The sequence below is a fragment of the Paraburkholderia sp. RL17-337-BIB-A genome, from assembly GCF_046025895.1.
GTDB classification, from domain to species: Bacteria; Pseudomonadota; Gammaproteobacteria; order Burkholderiales; family Burkholderiaceae; genus Paraburkholderia; species Paraburkholderia fungorum_C.
This window is the reverse complement of the sequence record NZ_JARESY010000004.1, coordinates 843,421-859,067: the sequence shown is the minus strand read 5'-3', so window position 1 is coordinate 859,067 and position 15,647 is coordinate 843,421. Positions and strand designations below refer to the sequence as shown.

General features: G+C 59.2%; 16 protein-coding genes and 4 pseudogenes. 15 read left to right on the top strand and 5 right to left on the bottom strand.

Annotated elements, in window-relative coordinates; all coding sequences use genetic code 11:
* Positions 1–307 precede the first annotated feature (307 nt).
* From P0D84_RS49030 to P0D84_RS48975, 12 genes and pseudogenes are all read left to right on the top strand, one after another.
* Positions 308–757, top strand: coding sequence for an SET domain-containing protein (locus P0D84_RS49030; protein WP_408351883.1), 450 nt, complete (start codon positions 308–310; stop codon positions 755–757).
* Positions 758–943: 186 nt separating this feature from the next.
* Entirely contained in the window at positions 944–1,213 is a 270-nt protein-coding gene (locus tag P0D84_RS49025) for a type II toxin-antitoxin system ParD family antitoxin (RefSeq protein ID WP_088176933.1), read from the top strand.
* Positions 1,210–1,530, top strand: a complete 321-nt coding sequence (locus P0D84_RS49020) for a type II toxin-antitoxin system RelE/ParE family toxin (RefSeq protein ID WP_408351880.1) — start codon at positions 1,210–1,212, stop codon at positions 1,528–1,530. Before P0D84_RS49025 ends, P0D84_RS49020 begins: the two co-directional genes overlap by 4 nt.
* Positions 1,531–1,674: 144 nt before the next feature.
* Positions 1,675–2,547, top strand: a complete 873-nt coding sequence (locus tag P0D84_RS49015) for a hypothetical protein (protein WP_408351877.1) — start codon at positions 1,675–1,677, stop codon at positions 2,545–2,547.
* Between the two features lie 16 nt (positions 2,548–2,563).
* Complete coding sequence (locus P0D84_RS49010; protein WP_408351874.1) at positions 2,564–3,781, top strand: hypothetical protein; 1,218 nt, start codon at positions 2,564–2,566, stop codon at positions 3,779–3,781.
* Positions 3,782–3,972: 191 nt separating this feature from the next.
* A complete protein-coding gene (locus P0D84_RS49005; protein WP_408351872.1) occupies positions 3,973–4,356 on the top strand; it encodes a hypothetical protein in 384 nt (127 codons plus the stop codon).
* Between the two features lie 445 nt (positions 4,357–4,801).
* The gene (locus P0D84_RS49000) at positions 4,802–5,050 is read left to right on the top strand and encodes a hypothetical protein (protein ID WP_408351869.1); all 249 of its coding nucleotides are present in this window, start codon (positions 4,802–4,804) and stop codon (positions 5,048–5,050) included.
* A 701-nt stretch (positions 5,051–5,751) separates the two neighbouring features.
* Entirely contained in the window at positions 5,752–6,021 is a 270-nt protein-coding gene (gene relB / locus P0D84_RS48995) for a type II toxin-antitoxin system RelB family antitoxin (protein ID WP_408351866.1), read from the top strand.
* Positions 5,969–6,765, top strand: a pseudogene (locus P0D84_RS48990) (IS5 family transposase). Before relB ends, P0D84_RS48990 begins: the two are co-directional and overlap by 53 nt.
* 474 nt (positions 6,766–7,239) lie before the next feature.
* Positions 7,240–7,500: a site-specific integrase gene (locus P0D84_RS48985; RefSeq protein WP_408351863.1), complete on the top strand. Its 261-nt coding sequence runs from the start codon at positions 7,240–7,242 to the stop codon at positions 7,498–7,500.
* 38 nt (positions 7,501–7,538) lie between these two features.
* Positions 7,539–7,676, top strand: a pseudogene (locus P0D84_RS48980) (ATP-binding protein); the annotation flags it as partial.
* Between the two features lie 113 nt (positions 7,677–7,789).
* On the top strand, positions 7,790–8,122 hold the full coding sequence (locus P0D84_RS48975) for a hypothetical protein (RefSeq protein ID WP_408351860.1): 333 nt from the start codon (positions 7,790–7,792) through the stop codon (positions 8,120–8,122).
* A gap of 187 nt (positions 8,123–8,309) precedes the next feature.
* On the opposite strand, the pseudogene P0D84_RS48970 reads toward P0D84_RS48975, so the two are convergent.
* From P0D84_RS48970 to P0D84_RS48950, 5 genes and pseudogenes are all read right to left on the bottom strand, one after another.
* Positions 8,310–8,507: pseudogene (locus P0D84_RS48970) on the bottom strand (DDE-type integrase/transposase/recombinase); the annotation flags it as partial.
* 114 nt (positions 8,508–8,621) lie between these two features.
* Positions 8,622–9,026: an HNH endonuclease gene (locus P0D84_RS48965; protein ID WP_408351857.1), complete on the bottom strand. Its 405-nt coding sequence runs from the start codon at positions 9,024–9,026 to the stop codon at positions 8,622–8,624.
* A 137-nt stretch (positions 9,027–9,163) separates the two neighbouring features.
* A complete protein-coding gene (locus tag P0D84_RS48960; RefSeq protein ID WP_408351854.1) occupies positions 9,164–10,261 on the bottom strand; it encodes an IS5 family transposase in 1,098 nt (365 codons plus the stop codon).
* 74 nt (positions 10,262–10,335) lie between these two features.
* Entirely contained in the window at positions 10,336–11,616 is a 1,281-nt protein-coding gene (ltrA, locus tag P0D84_RS48955) for a group II intron reverse transcriptase/maturase (RefSeq protein ID WP_459252242.1), read from the bottom strand.
* 541 nt (positions 11,617–12,157) lie between these two features.
* Positions 12,158–12,736 (bottom strand): annotated as a pseudogene (locus P0D84_RS48950) (IS6 family transposase); the annotation flags it as partial.
* A 614-nt stretch (positions 12,737–13,350) separates the two neighbouring features.
* Between P0D84_RS48950 and P0D84_RS48945 the strand changes: the two are divergent.
* The 3 genes from P0D84_RS48945 to P0D84_RS48935 all read left to right on the top strand — a co-directional run bounded on the left by P0D84_RS48945 (position 13,351) and on the right by P0D84_RS48935 (position 15,624).
* Positions 13,351–13,932 carry a hemerythrin domain-containing protein gene (locus P0D84_RS48945; protein WP_408351848.1) on the top strand — a complete coding sequence of 194 codons (582 nt, stop codon included), beginning with the start codon at positions 13,351–13,353 and terminating at the stop codon, positions 13,930–13,932.
* 403 nt (positions 13,933–14,335) lie between these two features.
* A complete protein-coding gene (gene ppk2, locus P0D84_RS48940) occupies positions 14,336–15,151 on the top strand; it encodes a polyphosphate kinase 2 (protein WP_408351985.1) in 816 nt (271 codons plus the stop codon).
* A 218-nt stretch (positions 15,152–15,369) separates the two neighbouring features.
* Positions 15,370–15,624 (top strand): RNA recognition motif domain-containing protein, encoded by a 255-nt coding sequence (locus P0D84_RS48935; protein ID WP_408351845.1) that lies wholly within the window; start codon positions 15,370–15,372, stop codon positions 15,622–15,624.
* Positions 15,625–15,647: the final 23 nt, after the last annotated feature.

Genomic DNA, 15,647 nt, shown 5'->3' with positions numbered 1-15,647 from the left:
ATGATTGTCCGCGCGAAACGGCGGGGTTTGCGCCTGTCGTTCTGCGCAACGGCGCCATGTCCGGCGGGCGAGACCGGCGTGTTCGAGTTGCGCTTCAGCGATGGCGCAGGCGAATGCCTGATGCTGGCACGGCTACAGCGGGTTGGAGGCAGGCGCAGTAAACGCCGACAGACCAGCCGGACTGACGTGTCCCGACCCCCGCCACGCGATCCCAGGCAGACCAGGTTGTTCTGACGCGACGGCCCCGGTTGCCGCGCCACGCGCTGCTCGCTATGCTCGCAGCCTTCAACGGATCAGGAGTTTTGACGTGCGGCGCGTGACGGTCAGGAAATCATCGGTTCATGGGCGGGGCGTGTTCGCGCTACAGGCGATTCCGGCCGGTCGGCGAATCCTCGAATACCGCGGCGAAGTGACGTCGTGGCGGCGGGCGTCTGCGCGGCACCGGCGATCCGGCATGCCCGGCCACACGTTCATTTTCGGCCTGGCTGACGGGCGCGTGATCGACGGCAGCGTCGGGGGCAACAGCGCCCGCTGGCTGAACCACTCCTGCCGGCCGAACTGCGAGGCGATCGAGGACGAGCGGGGGCGGGTTTTTATTGAAACGCTCAGAGACGTGATGCCGGGCGACGAGCTTTGTATCGCCTATGGACTCACTATCGATGAGGCGATCACTCCCGAACTGATCGCTGACTATGCCTGTCGCTGTGGGGCGAAGAGTTGTAGCGGTTCGATGCTGGCCCCGGCGAGCGGATATTAGGCGCGCTCCTGACAGACGCATCCAGCTTTTCCTTCGAAATGGTTCGCCGCAGGAAGGTCCGTCAAGCTGTGCGTCGTCCCGTCCCGTCGCACGCAGCCGTCACACGTTATCTGCGCAAGGCCGGCGCGCCTTGCCAGCACCCCCGTCGACGGAGTAGGATTAAATCCTGTCAGCCCGGAGAGCGCCATGCGTACCACACAGCAGTTCAGCATTACCCTGCCCAACGAGATGGCCGAGCTCATCCGCACCAAGGTCGCCAGCGGCGAATATGCTTCGGAAAGCGAGGTGATCCGCGACGGACTACGCACCCTCGCGGCCCGCGACAGGGCCATCGAGGCCTGGCTGCGCGACGAGGTGGTGCCTGCGGCCGAAGCGTTGCGCGCGGAGCCCGCGCGCGCGCTCACGCCCGAGCAGGTGCGCGCTCATCTGGCGAAAAAGCGCTCGGGCGCCGCATGAACTACCGGGTGCAGTTTGCCCCGGAAACGCAGGACCAGCTTGAGGACATCGAACGGTTCATCAGTGAAGCGGGTTCGCCCGTCACGGCGGCCCAATACGTCGACGCCATCATTAGTTTCTGCCTGCGCCTGCAGACGTTCCCTGAGCGCGGCGTCCCGCGCGATGATCTGTTGCCTGGCCTGCGCGTGACCCACTACCGGCAGCGAGCCGTGATTGCTTACCTTGTGGATCCTGAGGTGGTGTCAATCGTTGGCGTGTTCTACGGCGGACAGGCCTGGGAACCGTCTTTCGCAGATCCGACGGAACACGACCACTGATGACGCGCCCGCACCGTGGTCACCGACGCGAGCGGTCGGCGCGCAATCGTCGAGTCAGTCGATGAGCACGACAGGAAATTGAGAAGCGCGGTCAAATGGATTAATCTCGTCAGCCTGACCAGCCAACTGTTCTGAATCCGACGGATGCAGCTCGACATTTTCAACGACAGCCGCGACGTGATGCTGCGCAATGACGTCCTGTCAGCGTTGCAGCGGTACGATGCCGCGGGCGCGCGGCGCGCGCTGCAGGCGCTTGCGAACGAGTATCCGGACGACGTCGCCCAGGTGTATTTCGGGTCAATCGTCAATGCCCTCGAGGGTCGATCGACGGTACCGTTTGACCGTCACGAAGCCGCCCTGCAGGCTCGCCAGGCGCTATCTTACGAAGTTCAGCCCGCAGTCGCGCGTGCGTTCCCGAGGCAGACCGGGGCGACCTGGCTCGCACCGCTCTGGGCAGAACTGGCCGGACGCGCCGCTGCGCTGCCTTTCCGTGCGGACCACGCGGATGCGCACGCGGCGCCGCTCTTCCTGCTTGCTGCGAGGTGGGCCGAGGCGTCCGATGCGATATTGCGTATCGCGTCCTGGCGACGGATTCCAGCGCCGCTTTGCTGGATAACGGAGGCACGCTACCGGCTCGATGGCCTGGACGCAGCGTGGCCATTGCTGGTGGAACTTGCGTGGCTTTCGCCATCCCGGTTCGACCAGCTTTTGAGCCGGCTTGGCGACGCGTCCGTCAATACGTTGCGGCGCGCCTTCGATACTTCGTTCGACGGCGCCCGCGACACTGACGATCTCGCATGGTTTCCGGCGTGGGTACTCACGGAAAAGGCCGGCCTCGCGTCCCTGTTCAGACAGGCAGAGCCTTCGCGACGAAATGCGCCCGAGCGGGCGGCGAAGGTGATGCTCCAGTTACTAAGTCTGGAGCGTCAGGGCCGGCATCACGAACTGCTGGAAACCCGGCGCGAACTGCAGGCGCTCAACACGGCGCTGTACGCCGCCTATATGAAGACGCGCTGAGCTGGCACCACGGAGCATGGCACGCACAACCTCTCACAAATGGGCTTTCGCCACGCGGTTCCGGCGTGGCGCCTTCGGCTGGAAATCCGCATTGCCGATCCAGCGTCTGAAGGAGGCCCTGATCGAAATCCGGCAGATCGCTCACGCAGATCCTGTTCTCGCTGCGGACGGCGCGGTCGCGTTGCTCGAAAAGCTTTCGCCGGCGCTTGAACACGTAGACAGCTCGTCGGGGGCAATTGGCACCGCCGTGAATCGCGCAATCGACGCGCTTGTGCCGGTCATTGCCGGGGTGGACGTGCCCGCTCCGGTCCGGATGCGGTGGCTGGAACGCCTGTTTGACGCGCTCCAGGATGACCCGATGCCGTATATCGAACAGCTGGGCGATCGCTGGGGTGACCTGTGTACGTCGCCCGACATCGCGTCCTTATGGGCAGACAGGTTGTTGCCGGTTACAGCGCGCGTGATGGGCGCTGAAGGACTGGGAGAGCATTTCGCGGGTACCACCGCCTGCCTGAGTGCGCTCAATGCCGCCCGGCGCCATGAGGAACTACTCGCTCTCGTGAATGGCGCGCGCCTGAACTGGTGGGGGTATCGCCAGTACGGGGTGGGTGCACTGATCGCATTAAATCGTTCGGCTGAAGCACTGCGTTACGCGGAAGCGTCGAGGGGGCTGAACGCGCCCACTGCCGCAATCGCCCGCAAATGCGAAGCGATCCTTCTGTCGTCGGGCATGATGGGCGAGGCCTATCGGCGCTACGCGATCGAGGCCAATCAGGCCACCACGCATCTCGCGACATTCCGTGCCATCGCGAAAAAATATCCGGACAGGAGTTCCGACAGCATCCTCCACGATCTGGTCGCGAGCAGTCCCGGCGCCGAGGGGAAATGGTTCGCCGCCGCGAAGGACGCTGGCCTGCTCGATCTGGCGGCGTCGCTTGCGATGCGCGGCCCCACCGACCCGCGAACCCTGACGCGGGCCGCACGCGATTTCGCGCAGCGCAAGCCTGAATTCGCGATGGCCTGTGGCACGGCAGCGTTGCACTGGATGGCCGCAGGCTTCGGGTACGAAATCACGGGGAGCGATGTGCTGGATGCGTACGGTGCGCTGGCGGATGCGGCCCTTGCTTCCGGCATGGAACGCGACCAGCTCAACAGGCGTCTGAGGGCGCAGTTTGCGGCCGTTCCGGGGCACTCGTTCGTCGCCACGGTGCTGGCGCATCATCTGTCGACATGACGTCGCGATGCATCCAGGTCGCGGGATTGACGGTGCCCGAACGGCCCGCGGCCCGGCGGGTTGTCGTCAACGGGTCGCCCCGGGTCGTGTAGGACGGGTGCCAGTTATGCCGCCGATGACTGAACTGAAGCGCAACGCAGCGGTAGACGCCAGTTTTACGGCAGGCAAAAGGCCAGTACAGGACTAGCATCATGAAAGAGTACAACCCCGAATGCGCACCCGAACCTGAATCGTGGCTCGAACTCGATGAACAGGAGCGAATTACTCTCGTCGGAACGTATCACCGCGTTGCCCGGATCAAGCTTCCCAAGGTCGCGGCACACGCTGCGCTACATGCGATCGTCGAAAACCAGATCGCCCTGAATCTTGGGCCCGTGGTCCGCGCGATGCATCGCCTCGGGAAAGAAGGGCTTACGCGACACGACGCGGTTCACGCGATCGGCTCAGTCGTCGCGGAGCATCTGCTGGATATTTTGAAGACGGATCAGAACGACAATGCTGCGACTTCGCAGGCGCGTTATTACGCGGCGGTGGGGCGGTTGACCGCCGCAAGCTGGCGCAGAGGTGAACACTGATGCCGATACCATCGAAGCTTCAGCCGTGGTTTGAAGCGAGACAGCGTTTCAGATTGAGCCATGCTCATATCCAGATGGCGCGCGAACTGGGATTGAATCCCCGAAAATTCGGGTCACTGGGTAACGGGAAGCAGGAACCGTGGAAGCGCCCCCTGTCGGAATTTATCGCGCATTGTTATCACAAGCGCTTTGGTCGTACTACGCCAGAACACGTGCTATCTCTGGAGGACGTCGTGAAACGTGCGGAAGGGCGGCGCAGCGAGCGGCGGGCAAGAAAAACGAACAGAGCGGGTCCACCGACGGGGCCGCAACGTAGCGATGACGGATCGAGCGAAAAGTTGCCGGAGCTCTGCGCACGCGGCGGTGAATAGGGTACGAACGGAATGGACATCACGAACGGCTGGGTGGGCGACGTCGACCAGTTGCGCCCAAGCTGCTTCTACTTTTGCCTCATTGCACGTCGATCGAACGTGCCGGCGTCGGCGCAACAACCCTCGCGCGGACGGCCGAACAGCTGGTCGGTACCGAGCGGTTTCTCAAGATGCAGAACGATGCGGTGCGGCTGCAGGCGAGCGGGGAGGCGGACGCGCTGCGCGCGCAGAATGGCCAGCTACGTGAGCGAATCGACCATCTGTTGCTCGAAGTCGATGAGTACCGGCGCACCTTTTCGACCCGACCGCCCGGGAGTCGCTGAGCGCGTGGCACGCCGGCACAGGTCGCTGCCCATCGGGCCTGTGCGCGGATTCCTAGCGGCAGCCCGCCGTTCGCGTCATTGCCGGTTCGCGATTACTCCAGTCTGGGGTGTCCATTTAACCGGAGGTGAGCGTAGATTGCGGCAAGGGAACGCCCCACGCCAGCACGCACTACCCCAAGTCCCTTGGGGCGCTTCAGGCTTGGCCCCGGACTGATGCAGACTGCCGGTCTACCTCGAATGGCTGTGATGGCCTTGCGTGGGCGGCGACAATGACTACGTCCTGTGGGAATCCAGAGGATGGCGGCTTGGGGACGACGGGTTCATGTGTACTGGAAGCGGTAGCCCTACATCAGTGATGGCAGGCACCATCGCGCGTGGAGGCAAATCGCTCACTCCGGTTAAATGGACACCCCAGAGAAGGATTATCTGAATAGCACGGTTTTGCGATGCGTTTTGGCAAACACATCTTGAGAACCGGTACGCGGGTGCCCTTGCGAGCGTGCCGGTGCCTGAAAAGTGCCGGTGGCTCTCCTCACTCCGCACGACGCGGCGGTTAGCCGGGGCATCGACAAATGTTTCGCTTCGTTGCGATGCCTCGCCTGGCAATGATCTGCGCTACCCGACGCCACTTTGTCCGGTTGTGGTAAAACAGCGCGCGAATGCGCCGGTCTGCGGCGCACAGACGCAATCAGGAGTAGAGGTTGAGAAGGAAGTCAGAGAACAGGTCGCAAGTCATCGCGGTACGCGTCGAGCCGGCAATCGAACAGCGATTGAGAGTGCTGGCGGAAACCACAGGCCGCAGCCAGTCGTTTTTTCTCAAGCAGTTGATCGAGAAGGGCATCGACGCGATGGAAGACACCTGGCTGCCGCAGGAAGTGGTTGCACAGGTCCGCAGCGGGAATCTACCCGCACAGCAGCATGGCACAACCTTGGATCTGTTCGAGAATTCGATTTGTGACCGCCCTGTATGACAGCATCGCGCTGCTAGCCTTCGCCGGCATCGATCTGGCAGTCGAGAACGTGCCTGATGCAACCACGCTTTTGAAGTTCCGGCGCCTGCTGATCGAACACGAACTGACACGGAAGTTGTTCGACGAGATTGGCATCTCGCTGTGTGAGCGTGGGCTGATGATGAAGGAAGGCACGCTGGTTGACGCGGCGATCATTGAAGCGCCGCCGTCGACCAGGAACGCCGGGAAGAGTCGTGACCCGGAAATGCATCAAACGAAGAAGGGAAACGAATGGCATTTTGGGATGAAAGCCCAGATTGGCGTCGATGCCGATTCGGGCCTGATCCACAGCGTGGTTGGCACGGCGGCCAACGTGTCGGATGTATCGCAAGCGCATGCCCTGCTGCACGACATGAGGAGCAGGCGTTCGCCGAAGCGGGCTACATTGGCGTAGACAAGCGCGAGGAAATGGCGGGCAAGACCGTGAAGTGGCACGTCACTGCCAAGCGGGGAAAGATCAAGGCGATGCAGGAGGGAGCGCTGAAGGACTTGATGATCGCGGTCGAGCGAACCAAGGCGCAGATCCGGTCGCGGGTTGAGCATCCGTTTCATATCGTCAAGAACCTGTTTGACCATCGCAAGACGCGATACAAGGGCTTGGCCAAGAACACCGCGCAACTGTTCAGCCTGTTCGCTCTGGCGAATCTGGTGATTGCGCGAAATCTGTTGCGATCGGTCCATGGGAGCAATCCGTCATGCGCATGAAAAATGCGCGCAGGGAGGCTCGTTTAGGCATCCAATTCACCGAATTGAGCGTCGATTCGCTTCGTCAGCTGGAAAATTCGACGCCATCTCGCCTGCAACTTGGGCAGTTGGTCCATTGATCAGCGTTTCCTTAGGTGTAAAGGCCGTCGAAACAGCGTTTGACTCCGCCGCGAAGGCGGCTGGCTTTCCGTGTGCTCCAGCGCGACCGCGGCCAACACCCCAGTCATTGAGGCATACATTTGCAGTGAGGGCACTTGAAAACTGCCCGGATAGCCGGGACCGCATCACGAAACACATGGTGGCATTGTCCACATACCTCGGTCACTGTAACGTCAATCATACGTATTGGTATCTTGAGGCAACGCCTGAACTGATGAGGGGTATCGTCGACTGCTGTGAATCATTCTTTACGGGAGCAATGTCATGACCCCGATTGCACCGCATATCACCGCATTCCTCCAGTAGCGTCTACCATTGGAGCGCGGGGCTAGTGAAAATACCTGCGAATCGTATGAATATGCCTTTAAATTGCTTCTGGAGTTTGCCAGTCGACGTCTCAAAACTCAACGGTCCCAGTTGTATCTCGAGCAAATCGATGCGCCAATGATCCTCTCCTTTCTTGATCACCTGGAGACTACGCGCCATAACGGCGCAAATTCGCGGAACACGCGGCTCGCTGCAATCAAATCGTTTATACGCTTCGTTGAGTATCGGGTACTTTCCACCCTGGAGTAGGTTCGTCGGGTCTTGGCGCTACCGATGAAGCGGACCGGCATGACGCGATCGGCGAACCCACTGTCGCGGACGCGATCCTCGATCGGCTCGTACAAAACGCTCATCGCATTACGCTTGCCGGTGAATCGATGCGCAAGACGCGAAGCCGGTTGACCACGAAATCACAGTCAGAGTAAAAAGGCAAAGATCCCGCGTCGCTGCGTCCTGTTTGTTCGCCATGCGTAGAATGGATGCATGCCTGCGCCGCGACCCGCGACGCTTCAACGAATCGACGATGCGAGGAGGGGCCATGCTTCGCGCAAAGATCATCGGCCGGCCAATTGTTGTGGTGGGTGCACTGACGCTTTGGGGGTGCGTCTACTATGGCCCGTACAGCTACTATCCGGGCGCCGGTGGCTACTACGCCTGTACCAGCGCCGCAGCGGCATCTGCTGCGAGTCAGCAATCGGCTTTAGCGAGTACCCGCGTCGGCGCGGCGACAATCCCAAATGCCCTGCCGTCATCCGGCCAGAACTGCACGTTCGTGTCGGTGCCCTCGCCTTCGTACTATCCCGCCCCCGTTTATTACGGCTACCCACCGTACTACTACGGCAATCCGCGGCCCGCATATTACGGATGGTAGCGACGCGCGCGGTGATCCGGGGCTATCGGACCGCAAAACATATTAAGGTTACTACAAGGGCTTCCCCGTTAAGCGCAAGCTCAAGTGTGGTTCTTTGTTAATGTGCTGCAATGCCGTTCGGGTGCGCGTGAGGGTTCTGGTGCAAACAGCCGGTGAAGCCGAGACGTCTCCAATACATAAGGATGCCTTATTTATTGAACAGGACAGCATTCCAGACGGCGGCTGCAGTAGTAGTATCCTTGAGTCCGAGAGTGCGGAGATTGAACTGACCCTTGCGGATGCGGTGCATCAACTCGATGCCTGAAATCGTGGTCTTCGCACACCTGAATCGTTTGAATCCGAGCATCACGTTCGTTCTGGACTTGATGTTTCGATGATCCTGGTCGGGTAGCAGCAGCGCATTGCTGCGCTGCTGCCCCCTAAGAACCGTACGTGCGCCTTTAGGCGCATACGGCTCAAGCCTCTGCAAAGGCATCTGTCGACACCCGGTAGTACAACTTCATTTTCCGGCGTACTGCGGATTTCTACGGCAATTGAGATGGTTAACCTGGAGGTTGCTTGCTGCATCCGTGCCGCCGTCAGTTTGCTTCACAATATGCGTAACATCCCAGCGGGTGTTCATTGTGATGGGCTGCTGACAGTTGGAACACATGCCATCTTGCCTTACCCAGACACGGTACAGCTTACGGCGACCGCGCGTCGAGTTCAGCATCTTCTGGCCCCATCGGGATTCGAAGTATGGTGCCCATTGCGGATCGTGCTGATTTGCGCCCGCTCGGATCTTGATGTGCCGTTTTATCGGCGTGTCCGATTCTTTCAGCAAGGTGACCTCTCTTGTCGTGCCATCCTCTTTTTTTTCTGTGGCGGCAAATACCCAGTCCCGTAGCAGGCTGCGGAAATACACCCCATCGGAAGCGGCCTCGCTCCGTTTAAGCGGCTCTCGTCGCGAGATTTTCGCATTTGCGCAATTTCAACGCGAATTCAATGTCATGTTTAGCGTTTTAAGGCCAATTTCTGGCCTCATTGCCGCGTTTTCCGCCACTATGGGCGGACTTGTGCCAGGGATCGGATGCGCACGAGGTTGTAGGCGGCCATGTTCAACACGAACATCTGATCCACTTTCTTCAACCCACGCACCATCACCTGGCGCATGCGCCCCACGGTCTTCGCCCAGCCGAAACCTTGTTCGATCAACTTGCGCTTTTGCTGCGAGATGGCGTAGCCCACGCTTGAGGCAATCGTATCGGGCACCGCCGAACGCCGCCCCGAGGTGTTTTGCGCAACGTGCGGTGTGACCTTCATCTGCTGGCAGGCTTCGATGAATTCCTCTGCGTCGTAACCCTTGTCCGCACCCAGCGTGATTTCTGCGTTTGCATCCTCTGCCGCTTGCCGCGCATCGTTGATCATGATCTTGGCCGCTTCACGCTCGGCATGCCCGTCAGCGCGTGTTACGCGCGCGTTGACTACCAGGCCATGCCGATTATCGGTCAGCGTATGGCCCATGTACCGCAATTCGCTGGCCGTCTTGCCTTTGCGATACAGACGCGCATCGGAATCGGTCTTCGACTGATGCGTCTCGTTGCTGCGCTTCTCGCCCTTGAACTCGCCCGCGCTGCCGCCGTCATTGTCCTGATCGTCGCTGTTCTTGCGCACAAAGCTCTTGTGTCCCGCCCACGCCTGGATCAGCGTGCCGTCCACGCTGAAGTGCTCGCCCGAGAGCAGGTCCTTCTTCTCAGCGATGGCCACTACTTCGTTGAAGAATTCGATCACTGCGTCGTGTTTGATCAACCGCTCACGGTTCTTCGTGAAGACCGTGGGCACCCACACCACATCATCCATCGCCAAGCCGATGAACCAGCGAAACAGCAGGTTGTATTGCACCTGCTCCATCAGTTGGCGCTCCGAGCGGATGCTGTAGAGCACCTGGATCAGCATTGCTCGCAGCAACTTCTCCGGTGCGATGCTCGGCCGCCCACCCTTGATGTCGGCTTCGTACATCCCCGCGAACAGCCGATCCATCTTCGCTAGCGCTTCGTTCGCCATGACGCGAATCGCACGCAGCGGATGTGACATCGGAACGAAGTCGTTCAGCTTGCGCATGGAAAACAAACTCTCGGTGAACGTGTCGGCGCCGCGCATGATCTCCAGGGGGCAAGTGGGGTCCTTCTATCAACGCTTCAAAGGCTTTCCGCGATGACGTGACCGCCGGTATTTCAGCAACCTGGTAGACCTTTGGCCCTGAAGTATTTGCTTTTTATCCATCGGGCGCCTTTTTTAGGGTGCCTTCTGGCCGCCCATCGCCATAGCATTGACCAGACCTCGTGATCAACCCGATCGAAGGCTTTCTTGGCGACGACATGGCTATGGTAATTCGCCCATCCTCGTAAAACAGGATTGAGCAGCTTTACCAGGTTCGCCTGTTTAGCCGTCTTGTTGGCCTTGATGATTTCACGAATTTTGTCAAGATGTGCCTTGACGTTCGCTTTCGACGGCTTCATCAGTAGCTTGCCGTTGTACTTGCGAATGTTCCACCCGAGGAAATCAAACCCATCCTTGATGTGCGTTATCCTGGTCTTTTCTGGTGATAGGACCAGCCCGCGTTCCGCCAGGAATTCAGCTACTGCCGGCCTGACTTCATGTTCCAGCCACTCCTTCGAGTGGCCGGTAATAATGAAGTCGTCCGCGTAACGCACCATGTTCATTTTCAGTCCTCTCTGCTTCGCTCGCGGGAATTTTTCCGCGAGCATAGCTTCGAGGCCATCGAGCGTCATGTTGGCTGCCACCGGGGAAATAATTCCCCCTTGCGGGGTGCCGGCGTCAGTGGGGAAGAGTTCGTTTTGATACACGTATCCCGCTTTGAGCCACTTCTTTAGAATCACCTTGTCCGTGGGGATATTGGCGATCATCCAGTCGTGGGAAATTTTGTCGAAACAGCCTTGGATGTCGGCCTCCAGCACCCATTCCGCACTCGCCTTTTTTGCCAGAGAAATGAAGCATTGTCCTCCAGCGTCAGCAGTAGAGCGTTCCGGTCTGAACCCATAAGAATTCAGATCGGCGGTGGTTTCCGAAACGGGTTCCAACGCCAGCAGATGTAACGCCTGCATGGCGCGGCATTTCATCACGGGTATGCCGAGCGGCCTCGTCTTACCGTTTTTCTTCAGAATAAAAACTCTCCGAAGTGGAAGGGGCGAATAATCCCGCCTCTTCAACGACGCAATCGCGTTGGCCTTTGCCACCGGTGTTTTCCACGTTACCTTGTCCACACCGGGGGTGTTCCTGCCTTTGTTTTCAGTCACCCGCTTCACGGCTAATGCACGGCCGCTGAACGAATGGGTCAGCAGCCATTGCAGTGCTTTCACCCTGTTATGGCGGCCGGCCTGTACCGCCTTCACCATACGCGATTGCAGCCTCCTTACCTGACGTTGAACATCGGCCCAATTGATGCCGTTCCACGCCACGCCCGAAGGTGCACGCGCCCGTGTTGCTGCGCTCATTTGCTTTCCTTCCGTTTAGATGGTTCTGCAAACTCTCTGGTGAGGAGAGACCACGAGGAAGTCTGCCCGCTTTCGCGTCGGGTGATGTTGCAACCCGTATCCCGTCCATTACAGCCGGGCATTCGCTTTTTCCCCGATCCTGTGCCCGCACCGCCATGGGCAGACCTCGCAGCCTGCTGTCCCGAAGGGAGCGATACGGGGTTTCCACGTTCCGCTTATGGAAGTACGTCGGGTTAGGTGCCTGCTCTGGGCCGGGAGGTATGCGGGTCACGAACGCGTAATCGAAAGACGCTGTTCCCACCTCCAGTACCGTTTTGGTTCGAGCGCAATAGCCATTTCCGCTCGTTCAACGTAACGACCCTACTGCAGATTCAAATGTTTTCACCATACCGACTATCTGGCACTCATCCGGCGTATGGCTGCCAGAAGGGTACGCCTCTCGCGATTGATACCCCGCGCCTTGCGGCGCTTCGTTACGTTGTCAGAGCCGCTCTTGATTCAGGCCCCTGGATTCACCGGGTGACACCGGTGGTTCTCTCCTTCGATACGGCGAGAAGGGAGAACAACTTCTGTAAGCGACCTCGTGTCGCACCTCGATCACGTTGTTCAGATATTTTGAGGACTGGACCTTCGTGTCTTGAGGCAGCAGACCATCGGCCTTCATCTCGCGCACCGCGCGGTGCGAGGCCGCATAACCATCGAGCGTGATGGTCTCGGGCGACTGGCCCTGATGCCTGACGGCCTTGCTGAAAAAGGCTTTGGCCGCGGCCACGTCGCGCCTCGCCCTGAGCGTGAAGTCCACCGTCTGGCCACCCCGATCCACCGCCCGGTACAGGTAGACCCACCTGCCGCGAATCTTCAGATAGGTCTCGTCGACACGCCACGAGCGACCCGCAGGGGTAGCAAAGCGGTTCCAGCGTTTGACGAACTCGGGCGTATAACGCCTCACCCAGCGCAGGATTGTCGTGTGAGCCAGCGACAAACCCCGTTCGGCCATCATCTCGACCAGATCGCGTAGGCTGAGCTTGTAGCGCAGGTACCACCGAACACACAGAATGATGATCTCCCGATCAAAATGGCGTCCACCGAACAGCTCCTCCAGACATTTCAACTTGCTCATCGCCGGTCATCAGTTCGTTTTGCTCCGACAACTCTAACCGATTCTCCGATCCTATTTGCACCAGAACCCCCATCGGCACGGGTGAGTCTGTACGGTAGCGGTCAGACGACACGCGCACGGCTGGCTCCGATTAAACCTGTCTCTCAGATCGTAGCCTCCTCCGTACTACGTCGCGTCGGGCTATCCGTTTAACTTGCGCACCACCGTGCCATCTGCCCGCGCCCATTGTTTGTAACACGAATGCGGCTCACATCTCGAAGTTTGGGCGGCTTGACCGACGAACTGGCCACAGTGAAAAGCGATAAGGATGGCGAAGCAAGGTTTGAGGGTTGCCTTGTCCCACAGAAGAATTTATGGGTTTGTAGTGTCAATGTATTCAGAGTGGCAGGTCATTTTGAATGACCGTAACGACGGGTGGCGCAAGGTGCAGTCGGCAGGCTACGCTTCCGGTCCTCAAGTTCACAAAACACACATCATTTGACTCCGATCAATGTCGTCAGCCTTTATCGCACTCACCCTTGACGCATCGGCGCAAGCAACGGAACCAGCACGCAGTCTGGTCGCAAGAAGGGGCGGGGCGCCGGGACGCCCGTTCATACGTGATGGAGCTTCCCATGACCGGTTGGGGAAGGAAGGGTGCAGTCAGTATCATCCTCAGGGAGCATCAGCAACTGACCACGGCGATCGGCGGAATGCTTCAGTTTGTCCGCCTGCGCGAAAATGGCAGCACAGCGCCGGGTCTCGCGGTGCTTCGGTCGATCCTATATTACATTCGCGAATATCCAGAACGGGTTCATCATCCGAAGGAGGAAAGGTATCTGTTCGCACGGATCCGCGCAAGGACCACTGAAATCGACGATGTTCTGAACGATCTCGATCGGCAGCATGCCGAAGGTGAGGCCAAGGTTCGAGAACTTGAGGACGCCCTGACCCGTTATGAACTAACGGGTATTTCCGCACTCCCGGCGTTAAGTAGTCGGGTCCAGGAGTACGTCACGTTCTACGCGAACCACCGTCGAATAGAAGAGGACGTAGTCTTGCCTGTTGCCCTGCGCACGCTGATCGCCGAAGATTGGGCGGAAGTCGATGCGGCCTTCGGCGCGAATCGCGATCCTTTCGAGGGCGTTGAGTTGGAGGATGACCTCGACAAGTTGTACCGTATGATCGCCAATATCATTCCGGAGGTAAGGACCTGACCTGATGAAGTGAGTCGGACGAGGAGATAGCGTGGAAAAGAGGAAGGCGTTTGAACTGGCGGGTTGAATGTTCGCAGCGGGCGGACTCGGTGATGAAATAAGTGCGTGGCTGCGGCTTCGTAAGGACCTTTCGACGTAGGCATTGACACCGCCTGCACGACATGGCCTCTCCTCGTCGGGCCCGGTTGCTTTGACATAGATCAATGCAGTCCTTTGTGCAGCCCGGAGACTGGAATGACTTCGTGGAGCGCAAGACGATAGAAGCCGCAACGGAATGATCAAAGCGGAGCGGCGCAGCATACGCGGGGTCGTTCCGCTAATAGCGCCGTGGAGGGCAATCGTGTCAGAGTTCTTCCATTGCATTTTGCGTCATTGCAGGGTGTGTGAAATTGGAGATCCGCAAATGTCTTCCGCCAGTCAATCAGATCAGAATGGTCCCGTGCGCGACAAGCTGAGCAATAAGGACTGTGAAAAGGAACTTCGGCGCTTGCACGTCGAACTGGTCAATCTGCAGCAGTGGGTTGTGCGCGAAGGAGTGAAGGTCTGCATTGTGTTCGAGGGCCGTGACGCAGCGGGTAAGGGTGGGGCGATCAAAGCGATCACCGAGCGCGTCAGTCCGCGCGTGTTTCGTGTGGTTGCGTTGCCTGCGCCCAGCGAACGCGAAAAAAGCCAGATGTTCATACAACGGTACGTCCCGCATTTTCCGGCGGCCGGCGAGGTGGTGATTTTTGATCGCAACCGGTACAACCGTGCGGGTGTCGAGCGTGTCATGGGGTTTTGTTCGGAGCAGAAGGCGGTTCGCTTTTTGAACGATCTGCCAGGTGTCGAGAAGGCGATGATCGACTCGGGCATCATCCTGTTGAAGTACTGGCTCGAAGTCAGTCCGGACGAGCAGACTCGGCGCATCAAGGCTCGAATCGAGGATGGCCGCAAGGTATGGAAGCTTTCTCCGATGGACCTTGAGTCCTATCGCCGCTGGTACGACTATTCACGTGCGCGTGACGACATGTTCGCGGCGACGGACTCGGAGTGCGCGCCGTGGTCGGTGGCGATATCGGACGACAAGAAAAGGGCTCGCCTGAACATTATCCGTGATCTGCTCAGCCGGATTCCATACGAGACGGTGCCCCGGCAAGAAGTGCAACTGCCCAGGCGGCAAAAGCGCGGCGACTACCAGGACTCCGATTATCCGTTCAAGATTATTGCCGATCACTTTTGACAAATGCGATCCCGAATGCCGCGAAGCCTCAGCCGAGGGCTTGACCAGGATCAAGCCGTACGCTTCTCGTCAACGTACCTTGCTAGATAGACGACCGTCGCTTGGCGACGGAGTGCAGTGGAATCCGCATGCGGCGGTCGAGTCCGGCGCCGTAACGGCCCAATAGCCGATCGGTGAGCCGGACCAGATATGACCGGGCATCAGCCTCGAGGAACATCATGGCAGATTTGTGGATTGGCAACATCGAGACAGGCACCAGCGATCAGGAGATCAAGGAGTTTCTGACGCGGTATGGTTTCCCGCCCTTCGACAGAATCAAGCATATTCCAGGTGAGGGTTCACGACCCGCAGTGGTGGTGAACTTCGAAGGCCTGGATCCGGAAATGCTCCGTCGTCTGCAGCCCCGAGTGCACAATATGTTCTGGAAAAAACGAAAAATAAACGTCCAGGTCATGAAGGACCGCTCCGAGTGAAGTGAACCCGAAGGGGGGGCCGA